This is a genomic window from Atlanticothrix silvestris CENA357, from assembly GCF_016056295.1.
GTDB classification, from domain to species: domain Bacteria; phylum Cyanobacteriota; class Cyanobacteriia; order Cyanobacteriales; family Nostocaceae; genus Atlanticothrix; species Atlanticothrix silvestris.
Genome location: NZ_JAECZB010000001.1, coordinates 117,421 through 144,127, shown reverse-complemented (window position 1 = coordinate 144,127; position 26,707 = coordinate 117,421). Strand labels below are relative to the sequence as shown.

Here is a 26,707-nt window from a genome sequence, read left to right as displayed (position 1 = left end):
TTCCAGCCTTGGAGTGGTTAATTCAAAAATTTGCATAAAATATACACTCCCATTTTTTGTTTAGAAATAAAAAAGTTTTCACAATAACCACAGGAGATTTAAGATATGGCGCGGTTGTTTAAAATTACTGCTTGCGTTCCTAGCCAAAGCCGGATTCGCACTCAACGCGAACTGCAAAATACCTACTTCACCAAGCTTGTTCCTTACGATAGCTGGTTCAGTGAACAGCAACGGATTCAAAAAATGGGTGGCAAAATCGTTAAAGTAGAACTAGCAACTGGTAGACAAGGTACTAATGCAGGGTTGCTGTAATTGTTATATATAGACCGAAAATTATTTTAGGGAGTTACAAAGAGGTCAAGACAGGCCTCTTTTTTGTTGTTTACATGTTTCACAGGATACGAATTATATTCTGAGCTTCTGGGAAAATTTGTAATATTTTATTATATAAATTTCGTGTGATAGAGATGACATTTTTAATTGCTGATTAGCTTTCTTGTTATGGTTTTACATGTGCCTTTGGGAGGATTTCAAGGTATTTTGGCTAATAAATAGCTAAAAAAAGCATTTGCTATTTAAAAATGAAGGCTGGCTAAACCTAAAGCGTTGTAACTCCAATTTTTTGGGGATAACATGGAAATAACTTCCTTACCAGCTTCGCGCACCATATTTGGTGTCACTTTTATATGGAAATACAGTTAATTAACATCGGTTTCGGTAACATCGTGTCCGCTAACCGAGTGGTTGCCATCGTTAGTCCAGAGTCTGCCCCGATTAAACGGATTATTACCGAGGCGCGGGATAAAAATCAGCTAGTTGATGCAACTTATGGTCGTCGGACTAGGGCTGTAATTATTACGGATTCCAGCCACGTCATTCTGTCGGCGATTCAACCCGAAACGGTAGCGAATCGCTTTGTGATTTCCCGCGAGCATCATGTTGTAGATAATTGATTAGGGATAAGTCAACAACCCTAGTTTTATTTGCACCACATCCGCAGTACTATGTGAATTAGACTAGTTTTCTGTCACTCGCGCTACAAATTCGTTAGTCAAAATTTAACTCTGGCAACGAATCTACAGGCTAATGAATAATATTTATTGATTAATTCACAGGTTGAACGGATGATGCAAGTTTTACCCATCCAGAGTTGTGCTAATACCAAAAAAGACCAGTCTCCAGGCAGGTTGATTGTTTTAACTGGGCCTAGTGGGGTCGGTAAAGGCACTTTAATGCGATCGCTGTTGCAGCGTCATCCCCAATTGTATTATTCGGTATCCGTAACGACTCGTTCTCCCCGTCCAGGAGAAATCAACGGCAAAAGTTATTACTTTATCAGTCGCAGCAAGTTTGAGCAATTAATTGCTGAAGGGGAATTCTTAGAATGGGCGGAATTTGCTGGTAACTATTACGGTACTCCCCGTGAAACTTTACTTAACCAAGTTCAATCTGGCAAATTAGTAGTGCTAGAAATTGAACTAGAAGGGGCAAGACAAATTCGTACTTCTTTCCCCAACGCCCTCAGCATTTTTATTCTGCCACCTTCCTTTGATGAGTTAGAAAAACGGATACGCGGTCGTGCCCAAGACTCTGAAGAAGCGATAGCACGTCGCTTGTGCCGTGCCCAAGAAGAACTGAAAGCAGCAGACGAGTTTGATATTAAAATCGTCAATGACAATTTTGAAACAGCTCTTAATGAAATCGAAGCAGCTTTATTTAAATAATTTCAAATTCCTGAAAACCACAACCAAGCATTATGATCATCAAGTTACCAAAAAAATAGCTAAAGAGTGATAATTTTGGTAAATTTAATTTTTCCTTAATTGTGAAAATTTCAAGTGTTTACTAGGCAATTGGGCATGAGATATAAGTAATAGTAAATATAACTAACAATTACCAATACCCTATGCCCAATTAACAGAACCTTAATTAGCCTAATATTCCTTGAATTACTCCCAAATTGTTAGTCAACAAATACGCGACTACTGCTCCACCGATACCACCAATTAAGAAAGAGCTAGCAAAGTGATTCCAGCTTTCTTTGGAGTTAAAAGCATCTGCTGGGGGATTCGGTACGGTGACACTAGCAAGTGCTTTAGGAGGGTTGCTATTAGCATACAAGGATAGACAAGCGGTAAGAACCACAACCAAACCGACTGCTGATAATACACCAGCTAAGTTGGCATTGGCTGTATTCCGCAGAGGCCCTAATTTAGCAAAAGGGCCGAACAGCAAATAACCATGAGCCATACCAACTTCTAGCCCACGTCTAGAAGGATTAAGACCTGGGCGATAGGCGGGTAAGTTATTAATGAACCACTTGACTAATGGAGAAGAATTAACCGGGGTTTCTAAGTTGCCTCGCTGCGGATCGCGTCCCGCTGGAGCAACAACCTCCCGATTTCTGGGATCACTGGGGAGATTTTTGGATGCATCTACTGCTTGCGCCATATTTTTATGTTTGCCTCTAAATTTAGAATGGTGGCATTTTTATATTAATAATAATTGTAGATAAAGATACCTTTTAGCTCATAAGTTTAGAAAAATTAATTTAGCATATTTTCAAAAACTTAAACTTGTAATGCTTAAAGCAACTAGCGAGTTCAAAAAATTGTTTTTACCACCTAATTAAGTGATATTTTCACTTAATTAGGCTGAGTAAACTAACCAATCAATTTTAGGCAAAAGACAACTAATTCAACTGTCTTAAAATCCTATTTTTCACTTATGGAAGTGGGTGGAAAAGTAGGTCGGGGAAAAAGCGGTTGAATTCAATCAAAATACCTGCTGTAATCGTCAGCCATAGAGTAGCTGCTACCGGGGCTGTGGAAATAAATTTAACCAAATAGGATGATTGGTCGTCTTTGTCTGCCATGAATTTAGTCTCCAAAACAAATGAATGAGTTAAACCGAATTAACGTGGAGAAACTGGGATTTCTGAATCCTTGGCTGTTAATTTGCCAGAGAGCAATTCTTGGATTGCTGCCACTGGCCAAGTAAAGCCTGATGCCATAATAGGCAATGCCAAACCAAGATCGATTTGGATTTCTTTTTGCTCAGTGTCAGATTCCTTTTTAATTGCTTGCAAATAGGAGCGGCCTACCCAACCAATCCAACCTGCAATATACAAAAAGAGAATACTGGGGATCAGGAAGTCACCAGCGCGGTCAAGACGACCATCAACAATCAAGTGAGGATAACCTTCAGGGCCGCATAGCGCCTGAGAATAACGCTCAAACCGCTTTCTCCCGGATTCGGGATCAGCGGTTGTATTACGGGCATTTCTTGCTAGCTCTTGAAAAGCGGGAGAGTCTTGACAGGGTACAAGGTTAGCTCCTAGCGCTTGGGCTGGGGGAGCAAAATTGCACCAGAGACAAATCCCTAAAATCAAAGCAAACAATCGTCGCATGGAGTTGTTTCCTTTTATTACAAAACAAAAAGTTTCTTGTACAAAACGAAGCGGCTTGTACAATCTTTATTTACATGACTAGCAAGTCATCATACTCTTGCGTGGGAATCGAGTAAAGTTTAAGTAAATAAAAGTTAAAGCTTCTCAAACAAGTCCTTAGTTGGCATAACCCTGGAATGGCAATCGTTTTAGCAATAGAAACCAGCTGTGATGAAACTGCCGTCGCAATTGTTAACAATCGTCAAATTTGCAGTAGTATTGTTGCTTCACAAATTCCAGTCCATCAGCAATATGGTGGGGTAGTGCCAGAAGTGGCATCCCGCCAGCACTTGGAAACGATAAATTGGGCGATCGCTCAATCAATGGAGCAGGCCCAACTGAACTGGGAACAAATTGATGGAATAGCTGCCACTTGTGCCCCTGGACTCGTGGGAGCGCTTTTAGTAGGCTTAACAGCAGCAAAAACCCTAGCAATTTTACACAACAAACCATTTTTGGGAGTTCATCACCTAGAAGGTCATATTTACGCGACTTACTTGAGTGAGCCAACTTTAGATCCCCCTTTCCTTAGCTTACTGGTTTCAGGCGGACATACAAGCTTAATTTACGTCAAAAACTGTGGTGACTATAAAACTCTAGGCGAAACCCGTGATGACGCGGCAGGTGAAGCCTTTGATAAAGTAGCCCGGTTGTTAAAGCTGGGTTATCCTGGCGGGCCAGTAATTGATCGCTTAGCACAACAAGGAAATCCCCAAGCCTTTGCCTTGCCAGAAGGAAAAGTTTCGCTACCTGCTGGAGGATATCATCCCTACGATGGAAGTTTTAGTGGTTTAAAGACAGCGGTACTGCGTTTAGTGCAGCAGTTAGAAAAAAATGGTGGGCAAGTGCCAGTGGCAGATGTAGCGGCTAGTTTCCAGGAAACAGTGGCGCGATCGCTGACCAAAAGAGCGATCGCCTGTGCCCTAGACTATGGTCTTAACACAATTGCCGTGGGTGGAGGAGTAGCGGCTAATAGCGGTCTTAGAAAAAACTTACAAGCAGCCGCAGCTAAGCATAACTTACGTGTCCTGTTTCCTCACCTGGAATTCTGTACCGATAACGCCGCCATGATTGCCTGTGCTGCCGCAGAACATTTATCCCTTGGTCATACATCCCCCATCACCTTAGGTGTTGAGTCTCGATTAGCTCTCACACAGGTGATGAAGTTATACCAATCTGATTGATAGTCATTTATTTTTTTCAAAGCCAACAACCACTGACTACTGACTACTGACTACTGACCACTGACTACTGACTCTTGAACATTAACTATCGACCGTATATGACTAGCAACTGCATTTGGCTGCTCTAACATTGCCAAATGTCCACAATCAGGAATTTCAATTACATTATTTCCAGAGTATTCAAACAGCCGATGAAAGCTAGCTAAATGGCGGACATACTTGGGTTCCATAACTCTATCGTTAGCACCAGCCAAAAAATAAACCGGCTGTTTGAGTTGAGATACAAGTTGGGGTAAACGGTTAACTTCTTCCTCGGTTGTAGAGTTTAGCAATGTTCCCAGAGAAGCTTCCGGGTCAGCCACAACAAAATCAATTACTCGCTGGCGTGCCCAATAACGCTCCAAAGGACGAGCTACACTGGCTCTGGTAAATAACAAATCAATCAGAGGCATCTGAGACAACCAGCGGGGACGGACTTGCAAAAATCGCTGTCCCGTGGCACGAAATTGCTCAAAGGCTTCTTTGAGATAAATACCGCCGCCTGCGTTAATACAAATCACCCCTTTTATACACTCTGGCATCTGAGTTGCTGTCCACAAAGCGATCGTTCCTCCTAATGAGTGCCCAATCAGCCAAGCATTATGAATATTTAGCTGTTGCAGAAGGGCTACTAAATCTTGAGCATAAGCAGCCGGAGTATAAAGAGAATCAAAGGATGAGTTAAGCGCACTACTAGAGTTGGCAGTCAGGTCAAAGGAAGTTTGTGCCTGACTAAAATCAGTTTCTGGCAGGGACTGAGATTCACCAAAACCGCGCAAATCATACGATAGGCACTGCAAATCATCTGACAGGCGAGAAATCACAGGTTGCCAGTATCCACGGCTATTTAGCCAGCCGTGGATAAATACTAAAGCATGGGGGCAGGATGTGGGAGCCGTTAGCTCGTATGCGTGTGGAACGCCCAAGATTTCAATGGTTGCCATACTTAATATCGTACCCTTAAGGAGGGGTAAGACTAAATACGGAGTGCAGAAAGGATAAAGGCTGAAAAGTTTTATTTATACTTCATCCTTTAGATAGATTGTTTACCTAACAGCCTCTGACGCACTCCTTCAGCAATTTTGTGTCCCAAATATTCAGGAATTAGGCTTTCATTCGGCCCCAACAAATAGAGAATTAGGCGTGTACGTCCGCGCCAAACCAACAAATTGGCATTGACTACTAGTAGGTCTTCCTGCCAGATAGCGTACATTACTTTATAAAATAACCCTGGTTGATTATCCGCTTCAATCACCAGAGCCGGGAGGTGGAATACTGGGTCAACATAGAACTCGGTCTGTACTTGTTCTAAACCAGTATCGAGGTTAAATTCTACTGCCAGCATCTCTTCTACCTCAAACCGTCCTCCTAAAGCCTCGCGAATAGCGCGGCAGACATTTTCTGCGGTTTTTTCGGTCAAAGCTTTACTGCCACGAGATACCAACAGTTTGATAAAAACTAACATTGGCGGTCGGATCTGACCATATAAGCTTAGACCGTGAATAGTCAGCCCGTAAGCCGCCAGCACACCAAAAATATCACTGAGGAGAAACGACTGATTGCGGTAAGCAAAGTGTAAGGCACTTTTGCTTCCTTCCGGCTTTAGCTCTATAACAGCGCGTCTGGTTTTATAGAGACGGTAGGCTAGCCGTAAATTTTGCAGTTGAATCTCACTGCTCACAAATTGCTCATAAAACTGGGGAAACGCTCGGTTAAAGCGCTTTAGAAGTTCCAGTGTCGAAGATTTTAAACCAGAAGCCATCGTTGGGGGTAAGACTCGCTTGCTTTCGTCACCAGAAGACTGGGGACTGGGGACTGAGAACTAAGGACTAGGGATTAGGGATTAGGGATTAGGGATTAGGAACTAAATTTTTTCCCATACCAATTCCCAATACCCTATATACAATTGACTCTCATATTCTGGTCTTTTGGTGAATTTCTCCTAGGCTTTACAACAAAATGCTAAAGTTGAAAATGATTGGTGTGAAACACGCTGTGAGTTGCTGTTGCTATCGAAAATCCCAAAACACCTGAAAAAATTTAAGTGTAAGGGTCGTTTAGATGGTAGTAGCTTCTGTAAAACGTGAATCAACACTCAAAGAGAGTGGCAACCAATTCAGTTATACTACCCGAACCACGTTGGCATGGGTTTTTGGAAAACTTGGTTTAGTACTTCTGAATCTGTAACGACAAGTAAGACCACTTCCTTTGAAGAGCAGACAGCAGCATCTGTGGGGGATAGCCCCAACAGCGTTAGCGAGGCTTCTTCAAAGGAGGCTCGTATCGTTTTTAGTACCGAGCGAGATCTGGATCTGTATGAACTAGAAGAACTCTGTGATGCAGTCGGCTGGTCGCGTCGTCCTTTGAGAAAAGTTAAAAAAGCTATAGAGCATAGTTTTTTGGTCGCCTCCATGTGGCAAGTGCGAGGAAACCAAAGACGACTCATAGGTTTTGCCCGTGCTACTTCAGATCATGCATTTAATGCCACTATTTGGGATGTGGTAGTTCATCCAGACTTTCAAAGTAAAGGATTGGGCAAGGCGTTGATGAAATATGTACTTAAAAAACTCAGAAGTGAAGAAATTAGCAACGTCACTCTTTTTGCTGACCCCCATGTTGTAGATTTCTACAGAAGTATGGGCTTCATGTCAGACCCAGAAGGTATCAAAGGTATGTTCTGGTATCCACACTAAATTTTTAGTACAAATTAAAAGCAGGTCGCTGTCAACAAAATTTAGCTAAGACTAGCAAGGTTTATCTATCTGATGCAGTTGGAAGCATATTCGGTGATAGCGGATATGTGGTCTTATATAGCCAAAATATTAGCAAAAATTAGTATAGTGATAGGAAAGTAGTAAAATTTTGTATTAGAAAACTTAGTAAATATCTGTAAAAGGTGATATGATGGTGTTGCTGTCGTGAGGAATCACAATAAAGTTTTATTGTTTGCTATTTAGCAGTGAATATTATACCACTGTAAAGCAATCCTAAAGCTAAAAGCAGCAAAGTTAAATTGATTTATCCGGGATGTAGCGCAGCTTGGTAGCGCGCCTGCTTTGGGAGCAGGATGCCGCAGGTTCAAATCCTGTCATCCCGATTTATAAATTACGACCCCATATTTTGTTTGTCGGGTTTTGCTGTATCTACAAATTAATTAGAAAATAAAAGTTTGCTCTTGGCATGAGTTCGATAAACTTCTCCCCAACTCTTCTCCACATCGGAGAGGAGCATAAGTTTTCCTAGTTTTGGACGAAAAAATCAAGGTTTCAAAGTCTCTCCCACCGTGGAGGAGAGGATGAAAGCGGGGTTTTTTAGAGCCGTAGAACTCACGTTCTTGAGTAAATCGGTTATTTATTGAAAATTTTTTGGTACAATCTACATCTAAATTGTAAATTTACCCAAAAGTGCCATTTTGGCTGCTCTGAACATTGGACTGTGCTTTGAAGATGAACAAATAAATTCCACATATCAAAGAAACTTCTGTAATTAAGCTCCTATGTGGCAGTTTTTAAATTAGTCTCAGGTGGAACGATTAATTATGTAGTAGCGTCACTCTGTTTGAGAAAAACAATAAAATGGCATGGATCGCTTCAACAGTTGGAGAAAAATTTTTCCCCTTGAGAGCAAAATATAATAGGCATCTACAATATTACGCAGTGAACAGCAAGGCTAACTTGAAAAAACGCAATTTAGCACTGCAATTGGTGACAAAGATAACATAGCAATTCTCTCAGATTGAGAAATAACAGGTTTTGAGAATCAACTGTTAGCATTTGAACAACAAACACGACTTTTTCACATATCAGACAGATTGCTATATAACTAAAACTAGCTAGTTGGGGCTGTGCAAATCCAACGATTTATCTGACTTAATTGAACTATATGATGCGAGGATCTGTCATGAAAGCATTGGTTCGCTGGGGAGCAACATTGGGCTTAGTCGGGAGTACTTTACTGGGGACAGTTTTTGTAGGAAATGCCCCAGTATTGGCATTATCAGAACAACAAATAAAAGAGAAATTAGACTCTGTACCTGTATATGTGATTACCAATGAGAAAGGTTTACCATTGAGCCGCCCCTTACCAGAGGCTCAAAACGGTCAAAAACCTGGTGGTTCTGTAACAGGTGTTTATCTCAGTAGACAGGAAGCTCAGGCTTTTATTAATGAGCTGAGAAATGCCAAAGGCAAAGATCCGAAGATGGAACAAATGGTGAAAAGTTTACAGGTGACAGCATTGCCTCTAGGGGTAATTTATGAGCAGCTGCAACAAAGCAAAAACCAGCCAAACCGTCTTGTATTTGCCTTTAAACCTGTAGAACAAGAAATTAAAGGGGCAATGGATTTGCTTCGCCAAAGCGGTCAAAAGGTAGAACAATTTAAGAGTGTGCCTATTTTCGCTGTCAGATTTGCACCAGATCAGGGATACGTGCCAATTAAGTTGAATTCTGACAAAGAACAACTAATTCCTTTGTTTTTAAGTAAGCAAGACGCACAAGGCTTATTAAATCAGGTGAAACCAAAGTTTCCCAAGGCTGATATTCAAGTAATAGACGTAGACGGAGTTATTAAAACATTGCAGGACAAAAACGACGATTGGTTAAAACAAGTAGTTTTAGTGCCGTCCCAAGAGTCTAGAGAGTACATTAAGACATTGCCTGGAAATAACGCGCCTAAAACCCCTGCTGCCAATGGAAACAACTCCCGTCCAGCTGCACCCAAAAAATAAGTTTCCTTTGGGTTAACACATGAAAAATACACAGCCAAAGGTAGTTTCCGGTTTACAACTTTGGCAGTGGTCTAAAAAAGCAATCAATGCGGCAGTTGCCACTGATGTTCCACTAAATGAGGTCGATTGGCTCCTGCAAGAGGTTGCGGGGTTAGACCGTTTAGCACTGCGTTTGGAGTCTTTCAAAGACTGGCCTCGGATTCAAATAAAGTTATCGCTAGAAGAGTTAGATCATCTGTGGCAGCGTCGGTTACATGAGCGCTTACCAGTGCAGTACATTGCTGGAGTTACCCCTTGGCGACACTTTAAAATCGCGGTATCGAGTGCGGTTTTGATCCCCAGACCAGAAACAGAGTGCTTGATTGATTTAGCAGTGGCAGCTGCACCTTCACAGCCTGGACACTGGGCAGACTTGGGGACTGGAAGTGGAGTAATTGCCTTAGGGCTGGCAGGTGCCTTATTAGAGTCTACAATTCATGCGGTTGATTGCAGTCTAGAAGCTTTGGAAATTGCCCAGGCAAACGCCCAGAATACAGGACTTGCTGACCGGGTTAGATTTTATCAAGGTTACTGGTGGGAGCCACTGGCATCCCTCAAAGGCGAATTTAGTGGCATGGTATCCAACCCGCCTTATATTCCCACAAGTGCGATCGCTACCCTGCAACCGGAAGTGGTGAAACATGAACCACATTTAGCGCTGGACGGTGGTGTTGATGGCTTATATTGCATCCGCCATCTCATAGAAATCTCACCTAATTATTTACGATCTGGCGGCGTGTGGCTGATTGAAATGATGGCGGGACAAGCGGATATAGTGCAAGAAATGTTGCAAAATCAAGGCAGCTATTGCAATATTCAAATTCATGCTGATTTGGCAGGAATTGAACGCTTTGCCCTTGCTTATAGAATTTAGAACTGATGAGTTAGGAGTTAGGAACCAGTAATTTCCTAACTCCTAACTTTTAACTGCTAATTGTGTAAACATGACCCAAGTTTTTTTAAGAGATTTGATAGCTAGCGCACGCGCTGGCTTTTTAGTTAGCTTTCCCACAGATACCGTTCCCGCGTTGGCAGTTCTACCAGAAAAAGCAGGATTAATTTTTGCCGCTAAACAGCGCAGTCAGGATAAACCTTTGATTTTAATGGCAGCTTGTGCAGAAGACTTGTGGTCTTATGTTCAAGGTGGCGAGAACGATTACCAAATCTGGCAGGAAGTAGCCAGGAAATATTGGCCAGGAGCATTGACATTGGTATTGCCAGCAAGCGATCGCATACCACAAGAAATGAATCCTACTGACCCAACTACAATTGGTATACGAGTTCCTGATAGTGCGATCGCCCAAACTATTTTGGCGCAAACAGGCCCTCTGGCCACGACTAGTGCCAATTTTTCAGGACAGCCCCCTTTACAAAGCTTGACAGAAATTGAGGCTCAATTCCCTGAAGTTATGACTCTGGCAGCTACAGAATGTCAGGGTGAAATCCGAGGAATCGGCGTACCTTCTACTGTTGCTAAATGGACAGGAATGAATTGGCAAATCTTGCGGCAGGGTGCGGTCAAATTAGACTTTTAGACTGGTAAATCAAAATAGGTAGCTATAATATTGTTGTTTTCTTGGTGTTGACTTACTTGTTAACATCTCAATTTTGTCAGTATAGAGTTTAATCTCTCAGCTTTGTTCCTAAGCTTATAAGTGCATACTAAGTTAAGAATCCGAAACTAGAGATAGAAACGGATGAATTGGGAAATCCGGAACTTTGTTTTGTACCTTTGTGGTCAACTAACAAGTTAATAATGGCCAAACTATGAATTGGAGCAACTGGGTCTATCTAGGAGTGGGACTAATAGTAGGAACGATTTTGGGTCGGTTATTTGCAAAGTCTGCAAACACGGCCTCTAAATTATCCCCAATAGTGCCAGAAGATCAACACCATACGTCAAAACTCTTGCAACAGATCAAGCAAACGCAGTTAGCCTACCAAATGGCACAGGAAATGGGTCAGTTTAAAGCAGGTTTTTTGGCACGGACTACCCATGAATTGCGATCGCCCCTCAATGGTTTGATTGGTTTACATCAGTTAATTTTGTCAGATCTTTGTGAAAATCCGGCAGAAGAGCGAGAGTTTATTGCCCAAGCCCACGAACGAGCCTTGAAGTTGCTACATTTAATCGATGAAATTCTTAGTGTTGCTAGAACAGAACACGGTACTAATAAATTAGATATTCAGCCACATTCCCTAGCCACGATTTTACAGGAAGTTAATCAATTAACTTATATGCTGGCGGCGAACCGCAATTTCCCTTTGCGCGTGTTCCTTCCTGATCCAGAAATTTATGTTTTGGTAGACCGGCGCTGGCTACGCCAAATATTAGTAAGTTTAATAGATACTGCCATTGCTCAAATGGAAGAAGGCAGTATCCATATTTCTAGTAACCCTTCACCTGAAAATCAGACTATTCACATTTGTCTGGATGTGCCTACTCATGCTCTAACTGGAAGTGAATCGATTGATTTGCTCAAATCTGGAGATAAGCCTCCTCATCCTGATCAGGATTATCCTGGTCTTTCAGCAGGAATGCAGCTATTACTTAATCAAAAGTTGCTAGAAGTGATGGGGGGAAAACTGGAATTCATGCCATCTGTTGAACAATCAGAGCAATTTACTAGACTGCAAGTGTCTATCCCCCTAGTGGCTGAATAATTATTAATTCGTAATGACGCTCGCGGACTCGCTAACGCTGCGCTAACGTAATTCGTAATTACACAGATGCTTATAAAGCATCAATGTTTTGCTATCGAGCGTCATTATCAACTATGAATTATTATACTGATTCCTGAAGCTGAATTTCTCCAGTAGCTAAAGAATCGAGTTGAGAATTTTGGTGTAATACCATAGTGGTACTGTTATTGGGCTGGAAACCAATTTTTTCGTAAAATCCCTGTTGGCAAGTGGTCATAACATACACACGCTCAACGCACCTGAGACGGGGATGGTTCAAAACGGTTTCTATTAACTTGCTGCCCAGCCCAGTACCGCGATATTTTGGGTGAATAACAACATCCCAAATTGTGGCGCGATAAATGCAGTCAGAAGTTGCTCTAGCAAAGCCAATAAGTTGCTCCCCATCCCAAACAGAAATCACTGGGTTGCTATTGGCAATAGCTATACCCAAATCTTCAACACTACGTCCTTTTGCCCAGAAGGCTGAAATGTTGAATAATTCTTGGAGTTGATAAAGATCTATTTGAGAGTGGCGATCGCCTTTAGCGCAGTAAACCTGTTCACAAAACTGAATCTGAAGAGAATTCATGTCTTACACCCCAATTTGGCAGCGTCATCTCTATTGTTAAGTTATATTGTGGTACAAATTTTTAGATGCTTATATTAACATGCAACTATTTAAGTATTTACTGACAAATCCATTTCCACAAAGGATGAGTGACTCCCTGCTGGCGTATCCGACAAACTTGTTTTTCTAAGCGTTCCTTTTCCGGCTGTGGTAAGCCTACGAGAATATTGCGACTTTGCCATACCAGAACAGCAACAGTCATACCAATACAAAAAGCTAAACCGAGGGTAGACAATGGGTGGTAGAAGAGTCCATGGCGCAACGCTACCCAGGTAAAATATTGCTGCCAAAGAGCAATTTCTGCACGTAGATTCCATAAACAAAGAGGTGCAACAGTCAGCCATAAACAGCCCACAAATAACCAGCGACCGTAAACAGTCAATTGGTGTAATTTTTGTACTTGTTGAGCGAAAGATGGGTCAGTTTTCTCGGTATTGTTGCTAAAAATTGACGGTTGTTCCGGTTGATCCATAGGTCAGTAAAATTGCAGGACGTGGGTGAGCAATTAACACAATGCTTCACCCGATTGTCAAATGCGAAGATAGCTTAACTATCCTGGGAGCTAGCAGATGTATCAATTGCCTCGGTACTCGCCACCAGTGTAGATTGACCTTTGTGTTCTCGCCACCAAGTTAAAAGAGTACTAGCGATGAAAATACTCGAATAAGCCCCTGCCGTAAAGCCAATAATTAGAGCTAAGGCAAAGTTTTTGAGGGTTTCGCCGCCAAATAGAAAAATGGCAACCAATGAAAGCATCGTGGTCAAGGTCGTATTAATAGACCGTCCCAAAGTTTGATTGACTGCATCATCCACAATTTCAGCAATTGGGCGGCTGGGGTTAGTTTTGATGGTTTCTCGAATGCGATCGTAAATTACTACTGTGTCGTTGACTGAGAAACCTGTAATAGTCAATAAAGCCACGATGAAGAGGCTATCTACTTCAATACCAAGTACCAAACCCAAGATAGAAAAAATACCTGCCGTGATCAAAACATCGTGAAATAGAGCAATGATGGCGAATACAGCATAGTCCAGTTGAAAGCGGAAGGTCAAGTATAGAATGATGCCTGCAAAGGAAACAATTAGAGCAATAACACCAGATGTAAATAACTCTCGCCCCAAGGTAGGGCCAACAGTGTCAATTTGGTTTTTTTGTTGATCAAAAACACCGATTTTTTCACTGAGAGCATTTTGCAACTTGGTACGTTGCTCGCCCTCCAAAGTTTTTGTCCTGATTAAGATCCCATTTTGTAAACCTGTATCTTTGTCGGCCACAATTTGGATGCTACTATCACCCAGACCTTGTTCTTTAGCTACTTCCCTGACGACATTGATATCAATTGGCTGGTCACAGTTATCCGGTTGAGTACAATCTCGTTCTAACTGTAATCGTGTACCACCGACAAAATCCAAACTAGGACGTAAAGGGGCACGAATTGCTGGGTTTTGCCAAGAAATCACCATTGAGGTGATACCAATAAGAATGATGGCAATAGAAATAGTCCACCATAGCGATCGCGATTTATTAATACTCAGTTTCATCGAGCCACCTCTGCCTTATTATTCGACACTGGCAGTTTAGGACAGTAAAGTTCTAACTTCTTGAATGAGGGAATGGAAATTGCCAAAAACAATAATGTACGACTACAGGTAATTGCAGTAAACATGCTTACTGCTACCCCCAAAGCCAAGGTTAAGGCAAAGCCTTTCACCAAACCAGCCCCCAGCCAGAATAGAGCCGCACAAGCAATGACTGTAGTCACGTTGCCATCTAAAATACTAGAAAATGCTCGGTAAAAACCAGATTCTACAGAACGGTATAGGGATTTGCCTGCCTGTAATTCTTCCCGTGTCCGTTCAAAAATTAGCACATTTGCATCAACCGCCATCCCAATACTGAGAATAAAACCAGCAATTCCTGGCAGTGTTAGGGTTACACCCAACAAAGCAAAGGTAGCCCAAGTCAATAAGGCGTAGACCAAAAGTGCTACATCAGCAATGAGTCCCGGTAGTCTATAATACACCACCATAAATATAAGGACTAAAGCTAAGCCACCAGCACCAGCATAAATACTGCTAGTAATACTGTCTTTACCTAAAGTTGCCCCCACAGTGCGAATTTCGGCAATTTCTACTGGTACGGGTAACGCGCCACCACGTAACTGTACACCTAAGTCGTTAGCTTCTTGGGGGGTAAATCGACCTGTAATTACAGCAGCGCCTCCAGTAATACCTGTAGCGGCAAATTCTGGGCCGACTACGGGAGCGCTAATCAATTCATTGTCAAGAAAAATACCAATACTACGCCCAGTACCTGCAAGGTTTTTTGTCAACTGAGCAAACAGTTCACCACCTTTTTGATCGAAGCGGATAGCAACATTCCAATTATTGCCTTGAGTGGGTTCACCATAGGCATCTTTTAGATATTGCCCATTGAGTGGTGGGTCGGTACTTTCAAATAATTCTGCGATCGCTTGATTATTTTTTTGTAATTCTTCTTGATTTTTAGTAATTGCTGCTTGATCGTTGCTGTTTTTCAGCTCTTCTTGCTTTGCCCTCAGTTCGGCTCGTGATGATTGAAAAGCAAATAGTTGAGTTTCTGTACCAGGCTTTTGGGTGCGGAATTCTAATTGTGCTGTACCACCCAGTACCCGTTCGGCTTGCTCTGGATCGTTGACTCCTGGCAATTGTACTAAGATTTTGTCTGTGCCCACAGTTTGGATCACTGGTTCAGAAACGCCGAGGCCGTTGATTCGTCCTTCGACAACTTTCTGAACGCCTTCTAAGTCTCTTTCAGTGATTTCCTTCATTCCTGGTGCTGGTTTCACCTGAATTGTAAGCTGTGAGCCTCCGCGCAAGTCCAGTCCCAGAGGTACAGGAATTTTCACAATCACCACAATAGCGGCGATGAGCAGGACTAAAATCAAGGCTAATAGCGATCGCTGTCTTTGCATACCATAACTCGCAACTGACAAAGGCTATAATAGCGCTCTTTTAAAGAGTTATGAGTTATTAGTTAAGAGTTATAAATTAAGAATTAGGAGTGACGATTTTTCCTCCTAACTCTTAACTTCTGAGTTTTAGAGGATGTTTGAAAAGTTTTAGACGAATACAATTCGCTACTACACAAACAAAGTCCGCCTGCGCGGACTAACACGAAATCAAGGTTTTCAACCCAGGTCGGTGGCCTTCCCGGAGGGAAGCCACTACGCGTCCTGTCTGTGTAGGCAAGCCACTGCGCCCTTGCGGTTCCCCGACTTGTTCGCGCAGTGTCTCCCCTTGGGAGAAGCAAGTGGCGTGCGACTTTCAGTCGCCTGAGCTGGTATTAAATTAGACTTTTCAAACACGCTCTTAGACTCGCAAAGCTGCCATTTTTTCTACAGCTTCCACTATTTGCTCTGGTTGGACAATTGTTAGTCTTTCTAGATTGCCGTTGTAAGGTGTGGGGATATCTTGAGAAGAAAGCCGCAGCACTGGAGCATCGAGTTCATCAAACAAGCGATCGTTAATTGAGGCGATTAATTCTGCACCAATACCACCGGTTCTCATACACTCTTCCACAATAATCACTTTATGGGTTTTTCGTATGGATGCACCGATGGTATCAAAATCTAAGGGTTTGAGTGATATTAAATCAATTACTTCTGGGTCATAACCTTGTTTTTCTAAAGTTTTGACGGCTTGTAACACATGATGGCGCATCCGTGAGTATGTCAGAATTGTGACATCTTTTCCTTGACGCACAACTTCTGCTTTATTTAAGGGCAGCAAATATTCTTCTTCTGGCAGGTCTTCTTTTAAGTTGTAAAGTAGAACGTGTTCAAAGAACAATACTGGGTTATCGTCGCGGATAGCGGCTTTCAGCAGTCCTTTAGCGTTGTAGGGTGTAGAACAAGCTACAATTTTTAACCCAGGAACAGCTTGAAAGTATGCCTCTAACCTTTGAGAATGTTCTGCTCCTAGCTGTCTTCCCACGCCTCCAGGGCCACGAATTACCATTGGAATTTTAAAGTTACCGCCGGAAGTATAACGTAACATGCCGGCATTATTGGATATTTGGTTAAAGGCAAGAAGTAAAAAGCCCATGTTCATGCCTTCAATTATCGGTCGCAACCCAGTCATGGCTGCTCCCACTGCTATGCCAGTAAAGCTGTTTTCAGCGATGGGGGTGTCTAGAACTCGGAGTTCGCCATACTTTTGGTATAGGTCTTTGGTAACTTTATAGGAACCGCCATAGTGTCCTACGTCTTCACCAAGAACGAATACACTGGAATCACGGGCCATTTCTTCATCAATGGCTTCCCGCAGAGCGTTAAAAAATAATGTTTCTGCCATTTAGACCTTTAGTACGACTATTTGAGTACGACTATTGTTTTAGAATCTTATCGCGCCGCAGTGGCAAATACCGTGAGCGATCGCACTAGTTAGAGATTTACTACTTTAGTTACAGACTCAGAATAGCTGATAACTAAAAGTTCATCAGCTTTTTACTGTTTCTGGATGGTTTTTCTATCTTTGATATGCTATCTGGAGCCAAAACTTTTCTTAAATCGCCAATAACTGCACAACTACTTTATTCAATAGAGATAACTACCAATTTAAGAGCAGCTTAAGATCTAGCCAAGTCAACGCAAGATTGGTAAATCATAACAGTGATATCACAGAATAAATAACCAACACCCCATCCACAAAATCCCTATGCTTCAGCCTGGGGACGAGCTTAACTGAGTTACTTGGTCATCTGGAAAGCGTTTGGGTCTTCCAGGTTTGCGTTTATGGCGTTGATTAATTGATTTTTCGCTTGCGGCTGCCAGTTCTTCAGGTGTACATTTAAACAGACGCAAAGCATCTAAATATTTTTTTGGTGTCATTGTGGGTTCAGTACGTCCCGCTTCCCAGTTGCGAACACTGGTTTCACTGATTGCAAGTCTGAAGGCAACCTCTGCACGGCTAAGCCCAGCACGCTCTCTCAGGACTTGCATATCCATATTCCATGCTCCCCTTGAAAAGTATAAAATTAATTTATTAAATCAATTGATATTAATATCAATCGCAGAAAAATTTATTAACTATATTCTTTTATAAGCGATCGCCACCTTCTGTGGCAAACAAAGCTTGTATATTTCTGTAATATTGAGTACAAATTTTAGAAAAGCAAAGGTTTTTTATTCGGTGGATTAGGCAACATTCATAATCCACCAAATTATCAAAAATTAATTTTTAGAGAACAAACTATCTAGGCGAAGCTTTAGCAGATGATCAATTTTCATTAATGATTGTACTGCTTTTTGTATACTTTTGACGCAGTGAATAATGCTTAGTGGCTATTATTGCTTTGGTTTAAAAACTTGCGCCCCTACTCTTTCGTAACATCAATCATTTCATTGTTTGGTTCATCTAGCATTTCTGGTACTAAAGCCGGGTTATTTTTACGTTCTGCTGGCGATTGTTGCCGGATAACATCATCCGTTTTGGGAGGATGTTTGATTGTGTCAAGTACCTCTGGGCTTAATTGTGAAGCATCACTTTCTGGATTTGTTTTTTCTGCTTGATTAGGAACTGTTTCCTGATTCATCAAAGACTTTCTCCAATTCATAACTCAAGCTTAAAGGATTATCTAAAAAGATTAACACTATCTTACGACTTATATCACTATTACTCTCTCTTTTAAAATAGCACTCAACCATTGTTAGAGTTTATTAAATATCTCCGAGAAAATAATAACTTTTTTCATATTAGAAAACACACCACGAAGAACTTAAAGTGGATTATGCAAACTAGATGATTCAATTTTAGCAACACATATGTAAACATTGTTGCTTATTTATTTACAATAATTAGAGGTTTATAAAGTAAATCTTAAGTAGGGGAGCCAGTCCGTTGCGGGGGTTCCCCATGAGCGACTGGCGATCTTCGCAGCGGTAGCGAGTCATTGAGCGTCAAGGGTTTCCCGACTTGAGAAAACTGCCGTTGTGTTAAAGCTCTAGCCTAACGTATCTTAATTATGGGTCGGTGCTGTAGACGCTTAAATTCACCTTTTTGTGACCAATCATACCGAAATATGCGCCATAATACACTCTACAGAAATTTTATTTTTACTTTATAAATAACCTTTTATTTCTACATAGAATAACAATTTTAAAGTTATAAAAATATTTTTTGTAGATGATAAAATTTCAACTTTCATATTTAAATTAATATCTTTTTTTGATGTTTTTATTTAAATATTTTACTGTAAAGAAAATTATAATTATTAACTGTTTCTTCTCAAGATTTTCGGCAGTATGCCTAAGTTAACTAGCCAAGCAAAAAAAGACATTTATTATGTTAGAATTGTATCAAATTATAGCAATTATTCAAGGGGAATTTGGAATAATTTTGCGCTTTGCCAACTGTAAGGGCTACAATCTACGTTTTTTGGAGTTTTTTAGGTTATGACATTCTCACAGGAGAGGATTATCCCAACAGATCTGCGGAACGAAATGTCCCGATCTTATCTCGAATATGCCATGAGTGTGATAGTGGGTCGGGCGCTGCCAGATGCCAGGGATGGTCTAAAACCTGTGCATCGTCGCATCCTCTACGCCATGCACGAGTTGGGTTTAAGCGCAGATCGACCTTTTCGGAAATGCGCCCGTGTGGTCGGGGAAGTGCTGGGTAAATATCACCCCCACGGCGATACGGCAGTGTATGATGCCTTGGTGCGGATGGCGCAGGATTTTTCGATGCGATCGCCCCTAATTAATGGGCATGGTAACTTCGGTTCGGTAGACAACGATCCGCCAGCGGCAATGCGATACACAGAATGTCGGTTGCAAGCTTTAACCAGTGCCGCCTTACTACAAGACATTGAATCAGAAACCGTAGACTTTGCTGATAACTTCGACGGTTCGCAGCAAGAACCCACAGTCCTGCCCTCACGTATTCCCCAACTGCTGCTGAATGGATCTTCGGGGATTGCTGTGGGGATGGCAACTAATATCCCTCCCCATAACTTAGGTGAATTGATTGATGGCTTAGTAGCACTAATTCATAATCCAGAAATCACTGACTTGGATTTAATGGAGTATATCCAAGGGCCAGATTTCCCGACTGGGGCGCAGATTCTAGGGACAGCATCGATTAGAGAAGCTTATACTACCGGGCGCGGTTCGATTACCATGCGCGGTGTTGCTAATATTGAAACTATTGAACAGCGGGGACGGCCAGAAAGAGAAGCAATTATTATTACTGAATTGCCTTATCAAACCAACAAAGCAGCGCTAATTGAAAAAATCGCCGAGTTGGTAAATGACAAGCGAATTGATGGAATTGCAGATATTCGGGATGAAAGCGATCGCGACGGCATGAGAATCGTCATCGAACTCAAGCGCGATGCCTATCCCCGTGTAGTGCTAAACAACCTTTACAAACAAACACCACTGCAAGCCAATTTTGGGGCAAACATGCTGGCGTTGGTGAATGGTGAACCGCAAATCCTCACCCTCAAGCAATTCTTAGAAGTATTCCTCGACTTTCGCATCGAATCTATTGCCAGACGTACTCGCTACGAACTGCGAAAAGCTGAAGAACGCGACCATCTCCTGCAAGGGTTATTAATTGCTCTCTCCCATTTAGATACGATTATTAACTTAATTCGCCATGCACCTGATGCCCCGACAGCTAAAGGGGAGTTGATCACAAATTACGGGCTTTCGGAAGTGCAAGCCGATGCGATTTTGCAAATGCAACTACGGCGCTTAACTGCCCTAGAAGCAGACAAAATTCGCCAAGAACATGAGGATTTACAAACGCAAATCGCTGATTTGCGTGATATTTTGGCACGGCGAGAACGGGTGCTGGAAATTATCGAAACCGAAATCGCCCAAATCAAAACGAGCTTTGCTACACCCAGACGTACAATCATCACCCACGCCGAAGGAGAAATAGATGAGCGTGATTTGATTGCTAATGAAAAGGCAATCATTCTCCTGACAGAGCAAGGTTACATCAAACGGATGCCAGTTAATACCTTTGAGGCTCAAAGCCGTGCGACTAGAGGCAAAGCCGCAGCTAAGGTCAAAGACAATGACAACGTTGAACATTTCTTGACTTGCTGCGATCATGACAGCGTTTTATTCTTTAGCGATCGCGGTGTAGTCTACTGCCTCAAAGCCTATCAAATTCCCCTGGGTTCCCGTACCAGTCGTGGTACACCCATTGTGCAAATGCTACCCATTCCTAGAGAAGAAAAAATCACCTCAATTGTCCCAGTTGCCGAGTTTACCAACGATGAATATTTGGTCATGCTCACCAAAGGCGGCAATATTAAAAAAACCGCTATAGCAGCCTTTAGTCATATTAGAGCGAATGGTTTGATTGCGATCTCCTTAGAAGAAGGCGACCAACTACGCTGGGTACGACGTGCCAAAGTCGAGGACAGCGTGATTGTTGGTTCCCGTCTAGGTATGGCTATCCACTTTAGATGTACCCATGAACAACTACGTCCTTTAGGTAGAGCTACTCGTGGGGTGAAATCCATGAAACTCAAAAAGGGTGATGAATTAGTGGGGATGGATATTCTTCCAGCAGCCATTTTGGACACGCTGAATACAGATGAAGTTGAAATCGAAGAGATCGAAACTGAAGAGGTCGAAATTGTCGAAATTAATGAGGAAGTTACAGAATTACCAAGTAACGCTAGTGTAGGCCCTTGGGTGCTAGTAATCACAACGGGAGGATATGGCAAACGAGTCCCAGTTGCTCAGTTCCGATTGCAAAATCGTGCCGGTCAAGGCTTAATGGCCACCAAATTTAAAAACCGTAAAACCAAAGACAAATTAGCCACCCTAGGTATTGTCAACAGCGACGACGAGATCATGATGGTGACAAATCGCGGTATTATCATTCGTCAAGCAGTGAATGCAATTTCTATACAGTCGCGATCGGCAACTGGGGTAAGAGTGCAACGTCTCGACGAAGATGACGCAATTACAGGCGTGGCCATAGTTCCTCCTGATGCTGCTAGCGAAGCAGAAGCAGAAACAGAAGAAGCAGAATAAAAAACTTCACCCCACTTGGGGGATGTAGTTTTATTAGTAGTCAGTGGTCAGTAGTCAGTGGCAAAGCAAAAAGTACGGTCTTGGGTTTTACTCAAGAGAAGTAACTTTTCAATGAAGATTTGTGAAAACCACCCATAAAGGGATTGGGTATTAGACCAGATGACAAAAAATAACCTAACAACTGACAATTGACCACTGACACGCACAACGTTAATAAAAGGATCAAGGGTGAAGGATGAAATATGAAATATCCGGCAAAAAGCGGTTTTCAGCCTTTAGCCTTTACACTTTATCGTTCTTAAGTGGGGTTGTAATGGGGCTGACTGTCGCCCCAGTTGGCGCATGGTTTTTAGCTTGGATTGCCTTAGCCCCCCTTTGGATTCTCATAATTAAAAATGAAAAATTAAAGATTAAAAATTCTGGAGAAAAGTCTTCATTTTTAATTGCCTTAGCTTGGGGTATTGGCTATCACGGTGTCGCTCTATCCTGGATTACTGGCATTCATCCCATGAATTGGTTGGGCGTTCCTTGGTGGCCGAGTTTGGCAATTACTCTCTTTTGTTGGGCATTCGTTAGCCTGTGGGGAGGGATATTCGTTGCTGTTTGGGCGACTGTTATGGCTCGTGTTGCCCAGCAACAACCGTGGTTACGTGTTTTAATTGGTACAGCAGTTTGGTGCGGTTTAGAAAGTCTTTGGAGTGCTGGCCCTTTGTGGTGGAGTTCTTTGGCTTACACCCAGTCGCCGCATAATCTTGTAATTTTACACCTCGGTCAAATTTCTGGCCCTAATACTGTGACAGCCGCGATCGCAGCTATTAATGGCTTAATTGCCGAAGCCTGGATTAATCGTCAGTATAGAAATAAATACTTAGCGATCGCCAGTGGCATATTCATCACTTGCCATCTCATCGGCTTACTTTTATATAGTCGCCCCATTGCCCAACCACCAGCAGCCGCCTTAAAAGTAGGAATTATTCAAGGTAATATCCCTAATAAAATTAAACTCTTACCAGAAGGTTTGCGTCGTGCCCTTACAGGTTACACCAATGGCTATTTAACTTTAGTAGATCAAGGTGTAAATGCAGTTCTCACCCCAGAAGGAGCCTTACCTTTTTTCCAGCGCGACTTGATGAGAACTTCTTTAGCCTCAGCAGTGCAGCAAAAAGGTGTAGTCGTATGGATTGGGGCTTTTGGAGAACGGGGACGCAGCTATACCAATAGCTTATTTAACGTTACGGGTAACGGTGAAATTACCAGTCGTTATGATAAAGCCAAACTAGTACCTTTGGGTGAATATATTCCCTTTGAAAACATTTTGGGTGGTATAGTTCAGCGTTTATCACCTCTGGATGAACACCAAGTACCAGGTTTACCAAATCAGATTTTTGATACGCCATTTGGGCGGGCGATCGTTGGTATTTGTTATGAATCGGCATTTCCTGATGTATTTCGCCGTCAAGCAGCAAATGGCGGGCAATTTATCCTCAGTTCTTCTAATGATGCCCATTACAGTGCCGCCATGCCCTTGCAACACCACGCACAGGATATTATGCGGGCAATAGAAACCGATAGATGGACAGCGCGAGCAACTAACACAGGATATTCAGCTTTTGTAAATCCTCACGGCAAGACCTTGTGGATATCTGGATATAATACTTATGAAACTCACGCCGAAATTATTTACCGACGGCAAACGCAGACTTTGTATGTGCGGTGGGGTGATTGGTTGACACCTATATTATTAGGATTGAGTGCTTTAGGATGGGGTGTTAATATCTTCTGGCAGAATGATGGCAATACCGAGTTGAGATCATAGAATCTAAAGGCGATGATCACCGGATGCAATGCACAACGTCTTGATAAGGAGGGTATTGTGCTATGGAAAACTTTCCACAACGCAAGCTTTTATCTGCCCTATCTCACGGAGCAATATTTTTTAGCTCTACGATCATCTCTATTGGGATACCTATAGCAATTTTATTAATCAACAACGACCCCGTTGTTAAAGAAAATGCCAAAGAATCCCTCAATTTTCACATTAATCTCTACATTTATGGGATTATCTTTGGTTTACTGACTGTTGTCGGGATTGGAATTGTGTTATTGATTGGGTTGTGGGTAGTCAGTATTATCATGCCAATTGTTGCGATAATTAATGTTCTGAATCAACCTAATGTACCGTATCGCTATCCATTGATTTTTCGTTTTGTTTCGTAGTACTGAAAAACCCAATTCACTGTTTTATCAGTGGGTTTGCTTCACTAATATGTGCTTTAGGAGTTCGCTTATTTAATAGGCATAGAACCCACATTCTGCACCCAGAACTGGCACACAAAAAAAGAAGTAAGTAAACTAAGAAGCATGGTAAAAATTATGAACATAAGCTTAAATAAGTAAAGCTATAAGTTCAAATCAGGTTAGAAGCCAAAAAATTGACTATGAAAGTTTTGGGACAGCTAACTCTGGAATAAGTAAGGCTTTCTCTGGATGCGGTTTAATTACTTGTCCTAAGACGCGTGCCAAAATACTAGGTGCAAAAAACGCTGTGGGAGGTTTAATCATGTGTATCACTTCTATATATGTCTGGTACACATCGGTATGATTGACTGCTAGTAACGCTACTTGATCTCCATATCGCTGCATCAGCCGAGTCATGCTATCTGGTTGCGCTCCCTCAGTGGTTTTCCAGCGGAAGTCTTCACTAGTTGCCATCATCCAGGGAGTTTCTAAAATGTGAGCTAGTTGCTTCTGGAAGTTTCGAGTTAAGCCTGTGAGGTTGTTTGGAGAAGATCGAAATTGCTCTTTTAAGCATTGATCAAGAGTTGAAGCGCCGAGTGCAGCCGTAGTCATACCCTGACCATAAAAGGGATTGAAAGCACAAACTGCATCACCCATTGCCACTAAACCCTCTGGCATCCTCGATAGCTTCTCGTAATGATGCCAGCAATTTTCTGTACGGCGATAGGCGTAGACAGGAGATAGAGGTTTGGCATCTTTGATGGCTTCATAAACAATTGGAGTGCGTAAACTACGGGCAAATTCCAGAAAGTCAGCTTCATCAGTGGGTGGATAATCTCGACCGATACCCGATAAAGTTACCGCCCAGCGATCGCCTTCGACTGGATAAATGACTGCTCCACGTTTATCATGGGGTGGTTTGTATGCTACCAGTAGACCTTTCCAATCTGCCTGAAAATTTTCTGGACGTTCATACCAGCGGGTACTGTAGCCCAAAAAAGAATTAACGACTGTTTCAGAGGGGGATGGGTAGCCTAATGTCTCCAGCCACTTTGGTAATGAGGAGTTGCGCCCGCTAGCATCTATAACTAAGTCAGCATTTAATTCGTTTTCTTGAGAAACATCACCAGAGCGTAGCTTTACTGCCTTGACTTGAGAGTTACTATTGTCAGTCAACAGACCAATTGCCTGAGTTTCTGGTAAAAATTGTAAGTTGCTGTATGCGGTTAAACGACGACGCACCGCCCACTCTAGTAATAATCGACTACAAGCGCGGATAGATAAGTTTGAATGAAAACGAGGAAACCAACCCCACACACCAAGAAAAGCAAAGTCTGCGGCCATGTTGAGACTGGGCGCACCTGCTGTTGTTAATTCCGCCTCTAAACCTGGAAACATCTGCTCTAAAATTCGCTCACCCTGAGCAAGCAGTATATGAACGTGATTAGCTTGGGGAGTTCCGTGGCGTGACTCAGGCTGCTGTGGGAGGCGATCGCGCTCAACCACAGTTACATTGTCAAAATGATCTACTAAAATTCTGGCTGCTAACAACCCAGCCATACTGCTACCAATCACTAGGGCATGGCTGCCGTTAGCGATCGCTTGTTGTCGCTCTACAAGCTGAGACATGATTTTGCCCTAAAATTTTTTTAAATTTATGATTTTATTTTAAATAGGAATCAGCAATTGCAATTGAAAATAAAATATTTTTAGGGTTTGAAAAAAATATGATCGCATTACTCAACGTCAGGATCGATACCTAATTCCCGTAACTTTGCAGCCAGTATTGCTTGACGTTGACGTTCTATTTCTAGTTGGGCGATCGCATCATCAGCTCGTTGGCGTTCTTGTTCAGCTCGTTGGCGTTCTTGTTCAGCTCGTTGGTGTTCTTGTTCAGCTTGTTCGGAACTCCACAACAACAAATTACCTGCTTCATCCCACCAGCGCAACCAATAAATATTTAAACCTAAACGAGTTCCCTGCCAAATTCCCAAAAATAATTCCAACTCAGGAATCCAAAAGCGTCCTGATGCTGATGGTTCTTGCAAAAAATATTGACCATTTTCTAAACGACGTACTTCTAAAGTGACTTCATAAGGATTAAAAATCACATAGTTAGGAACTTGCAATATTCGTTCGTAAAAATAGAGTTTACCGTAAGGAAAGGTAGGACGAATCGAGTATTCTGAATTATCAGTGTCTGAAAGAAATTCCATCACTACAGCTACGTTTTCGCCTTCTGTATTAGGTGTATAGCTGCGACGAATTACCCTCCCACTTATAGGCAACACACTTGGTACATACAACCAATCTGGTGCTTTGACTACGATTTTTTGATTAATATTAGCGACAAGACCAAAATTAGATGCTATAAGCATCTGTGGTTGAATACGATTTGCTGTACCTAAAGCATCTGTTAAGGCTGCTGCAAGGGAAAGCTGTTGAATGTTTTCCACTGGGTCGTCAGGCAGAATAAAATCGTCTGGGAGTTTTTCCCAAGTGACGACAGGGGCTTGGTGCTGGGTTGCGGCTAGAACCATTATGTTTGTGGAACTAAGTTGCTAATATTTTACCGAAGAAAGGCAGAAGCAAGACATCTTTGAAAAAGAGACGCGATTAATCTGAAAAAGAGACGCGATTAATCTGAAAAAGAGACGCGATTAATCTGAAAAAGAGA

Annotated in this window: 26 protein-coding genes and 1 tRNA gene; 13 read left to right on the top strand and 14 right to left on the bottom strand. The window is 42.1% G+C overall.

Translation table 11 applies throughout. The annotated features are described in order from the left end of the window. Positions 1 to 105: 105 nt before the first annotated feature. The 3 genes from I8751_RS00680 (at position 106) to gmk (ending at position 1,724) form a co-directional block, all read left to right on the top strand. Positions 106 to 312, top strand: coding sequence for a phycobilisome linker polypeptide (locus I8751_RS00680; protein ID WP_214437245.1), 207 nt, complete (start codon positions 106 to 108; stop codon positions 310 to 312). A 374-nt stretch (positions 313 to 686) separates the two neighbouring features. Further along, a complete protein-coding gene (gene remA, locus I8751_RS00675) occupies positions 687 to 953 on the top strand; it encodes an extracellular matrix/biofilm regulator RemA (RefSeq protein ID WP_214437244.1) in 267 nt (88 codons plus the stop codon). A gap of 171 nt (positions 954 to 1,124) precedes the next feature. After that, positions 1,125 to 1,724: a guanylate kinase gene (gene gmk / locus I8751_RS00670; protein WP_214437356.1), complete on the top strand. Its 600-nt coding sequence runs from the start codon at positions 1,125 to 1,127 to the stop codon at positions 1,722 to 1,724. A gap of 205 nt (positions 1,725 to 1,929) precedes the next feature. Here gmk and I8751_RS00665 read toward each other — a convergent pair whose 3' ends face one another. The 3 genes from I8751_RS00665 to I8751_RS00655 form a co-directional block, all read right to left on the bottom strand. Further along, entirely contained in the window at positions 1,930 to 2,451 is a 522-nt protein-coding gene (locus tag I8751_RS00665) for a photosystem I reaction center protein subunit XI (protein WP_214437243.1), read from the bottom strand. 274 nt (positions 2,452 to 2,725) lie between these two features. Continuing rightward, positions 2,726 to 2,875: a photosystem I reaction center subunit IX gene (gene psaJ, locus I8751_RS00660; RefSeq protein WP_214437242.1), complete on the bottom strand. Its 150-nt coding sequence runs from the start codon at positions 2,873 to 2,875 to the stop codon at positions 2,726 to 2,728. Between the two features lie 39 nt (positions 2,876 to 2,914). Continuing rightward, entirely contained in the window at positions 2,915 to 3,409 is a 495-nt protein-coding gene (locus tag I8751_RS00655; protein ID WP_214437241.1) for a Photosystem I reaction center subunit III, read from the bottom strand. Between the two features lie 176 nt (positions 3,410 to 3,585). Here I8751_RS00655 and tsaD point away from each other — a divergent pair, with 176 nt between their 5' ends. Then, positions 3,586 to 4,632: a tRNA (adenosine(37)-N6)-threonylcarbamoyltransferase complex transferase subunit TsaD gene (gene tsaD, locus I8751_RS00650; protein ID WP_214437240.1), complete on the top strand. Its 1,047-nt coding sequence runs from the start codon at positions 3,586 to 3,588 to the stop codon at positions 4,630 to 4,632. A 50-nt stretch (positions 4,633 to 4,682) separates the two neighbouring features. On the opposite strand, the gene I8751_RS00645 is transcribed toward tsaD, so the two are convergent. Next, positions 4,683 to 5,615 (bottom strand): alpha/beta fold hydrolase, encoded by a 933-nt coding sequence (locus I8751_RS00645; protein ID WP_214437239.1) that lies wholly within the window; start codon positions 5,613 to 5,615, stop codon positions 4,683 to 4,685. Positions 5,616 to 5,704: 89 nt separating this feature from the next. Beyond that, on the bottom strand, positions 5,705 to 6,433 hold the full coding sequence (locus tag I8751_RS00640) for a hypothetical protein (RefSeq protein ID WP_214437238.1): 729 nt from the start codon (positions 6,431 to 6,433) through the stop codon (positions 5,705 to 5,707). Positions 6,434 to 6,815: 382 nt separating this feature from the next. On the opposite strand from I8751_RS00640, the gene I8751_RS00635 reads away from it, so the two are divergent. The 6 genes from I8751_RS00635 to I8751_RS00610 all read left to right on the top strand — a co-directional run bounded on the left by I8751_RS00635 (position 6,816) and on the right by I8751_RS00610 (position 12,102). Beyond that, positions 6,816 to 7,364, top strand: a complete 549-nt coding sequence (locus tag I8751_RS00635) for a GNAT family N-acetyltransferase (RefSeq protein ID WP_214437237.1) — start codon at positions 6,816 to 6,818, stop codon at positions 7,362 to 7,364. A 330-nt stretch (positions 7,365 to 7,694) separates the two neighbouring features. Continuing rightward, positions 7,695 to 7,768 (top strand) — tRNA-Pro (locus tag I8751_RS00630). Between the two features lie 803 nt (positions 7,769 to 8,571). Next, positions 8,572 to 9,399, top strand: a complete 828-nt coding sequence (locus I8751_RS00625; RefSeq protein WP_214437236.1) for a Tic22 family protein — start codon at positions 8,572 to 8,574, stop codon at positions 9,397 to 9,399. Between the two features lie 19 nt (positions 9,400 to 9,418). After that, the gene (prmC, locus tag I8751_RS00620; RefSeq protein WP_214437235.1) at positions 9,419 to 10,312 is read left to right on the top strand and encodes a peptide chain release factor N(5)-glutamine methyltransferase; all 894 of its coding nucleotides are present in this window, start codon (positions 9,419 to 9,421) and stop codon (positions 10,310 to 10,312) included. A 70-nt stretch (positions 10,313 to 10,382) separates the two neighbouring features. Further along, complete coding sequence (locus tag I8751_RS00615; protein WP_214437234.1) at positions 10,383 to 10,973, top strand: L-threonylcarbamoyladenylate synthase; 591 nt, start codon at positions 10,383 to 10,385, stop codon at positions 10,971 to 10,973. 232 nt (positions 10,974 to 11,205) lie between these two features. Further along, positions 11,206 to 12,102 (top strand): sensor histidine kinase, encoded by an 897-nt coding sequence (locus I8751_RS00610; RefSeq protein ID WP_214437233.1) that lies wholly within the window; start codon positions 11,206 to 11,208, stop codon positions 12,100 to 12,102. Between the two features lie 121 nt (positions 12,103 to 12,223). On the opposite strand, the gene I8751_RS00605 is transcribed toward I8751_RS00610, so the two are convergent. The 7 genes from I8751_RS00605 to I8751_RS00575 all read right to left on the bottom strand — a co-directional run bounded on the left by I8751_RS00605 (position 12,224) and on the right by I8751_RS00575 (position 18,326). After that, on the bottom strand, positions 12,224 to 12,712 hold the full coding sequence (locus I8751_RS00605) for a GNAT family N-acetyltransferase (RefSeq protein ID WP_214437232.1): 489 nt from the start codon (positions 12,710 to 12,712) through the stop codon (positions 12,224 to 12,226). A gap of 97 nt (positions 12,713 to 12,809) precedes the next feature. Then, positions 12,810 to 13,223 (bottom strand): hypothetical protein, encoded by a 414-nt coding sequence (locus I8751_RS00600; protein WP_214437231.1) that lies wholly within the window; start codon positions 13,221 to 13,223, stop codon positions 12,810 to 12,812. Between the two features lie 74 nt (positions 13,224 to 13,297). After that, positions 13,298 to 14,293: a protein translocase subunit SecF gene (gene secF, locus I8751_RS00595; protein ID WP_214437230.1), complete on the bottom strand. Its 996-nt coding sequence runs from the start codon at positions 14,291 to 14,293 to the stop codon at positions 13,298 to 13,300. Then, the gene (secD, locus tag I8751_RS00590; RefSeq protein ID WP_214437355.1) at positions 14,290 to 15,705 is read right to left on the bottom strand and encodes a protein translocase subunit SecD; all 1,416 of its coding nucleotides are present in this window, start codon (positions 15,703 to 15,705) and stop codon (positions 14,290 to 14,292) included. Before secD ends, secF begins: the two co-directional genes overlap by 4 nt. Positions 15,706 to 16,102: 397 nt before the next feature. After that, entirely contained in the window at positions 16,103 to 17,086 is a 984-nt protein-coding gene (locus I8751_RS00585; RefSeq protein ID WP_214437229.1) for an alpha-ketoacid dehydrogenase subunit beta, read from the bottom strand. A 368-nt stretch (positions 17,087 to 17,454) separates the two neighbouring features. Beyond that, positions 17,455 to 17,739 (bottom strand): helix-turn-helix domain-containing protein, encoded by a 285-nt coding sequence (locus I8751_RS00580; RefSeq protein ID WP_214437228.1) that lies wholly within the window; start codon positions 17,737 to 17,739, stop codon positions 17,455 to 17,457. Between the two features lie 368 nt (positions 17,740 to 18,107). Next, positions 18,108 to 18,326 (bottom strand): hypothetical protein, encoded by a 219-nt coding sequence (locus I8751_RS00575; RefSeq protein ID WP_214437227.1) that lies wholly within the window; start codon positions 18,324 to 18,326, stop codon positions 18,108 to 18,110. A gap of 859 nt (positions 18,327 to 19,185) precedes the next feature. On the opposite strand from I8751_RS00575, the gene gyrA reads away from it, so the two are divergent. From gyrA to I8751_RS00560, 3 genes are all read left to right on the top strand, one after another. Continuing rightward, positions 19,186 to 21,792 (top strand): DNA topoisomerase (ATP-hydrolyzing) subunit A, encoded by a 2,607-nt coding sequence (gene gyrA, locus I8751_RS00570; RefSeq protein ID WP_214437226.1) that lies wholly within the window; start codon positions 19,186 to 19,188, stop codon positions 21,790 to 21,792. Positions 21,793 to 22,027: 235 nt separating this feature from the next. Then, positions 22,028 to 23,608 carry an apolipoprotein N-acyltransferase gene (gene lnt, locus I8751_RS00565; RefSeq protein ID WP_214437225.1) on the top strand — a complete coding sequence of 527 codons (1,581 nt, stop codon included), beginning with the start codon at positions 22,028 to 22,030 and terminating at the stop codon, positions 23,606 to 23,608. Between the two features lie 62 nt (positions 23,609 to 23,670). Then, complete coding sequence (locus I8751_RS00560; protein ID WP_214437224.1) at positions 23,671 to 24,009, top strand: DUF4870 domain-containing protein; 339 nt, start codon at positions 23,671 to 23,673, stop codon at positions 24,007 to 24,009. A gap of 219 nt (positions 24,010 to 24,228) precedes the next feature. Here the strand turns inward: I8751_RS00560 and I8751_RS00555 are convergent, their stop codons facing one another. After that, the gene (locus tag I8751_RS00555) at positions 24,229 to 25,659 is read right to left on the bottom strand and encodes an FAD-dependent oxidoreductase (RefSeq protein ID WP_214437223.1); all 1,431 of its coding nucleotides are present in this window, start codon (positions 25,657 to 25,659) and stop codon (positions 24,229 to 24,231) included. 107 nt (positions 25,660 to 25,766) lie between these two features. Continuing rightward, positions 25,767 to 26,570 carry a Uma2 family endonuclease gene (locus tag I8751_RS00550; RefSeq protein WP_214437222.1) on the bottom strand — a complete coding sequence of 268 codons (804 nt, stop codon included), beginning with the start codon at positions 26,568 to 26,570 and terminating at the stop codon, positions 25,767 to 25,769. Positions 26,571 to 26,707: the final 137 nt, after the last annotated feature.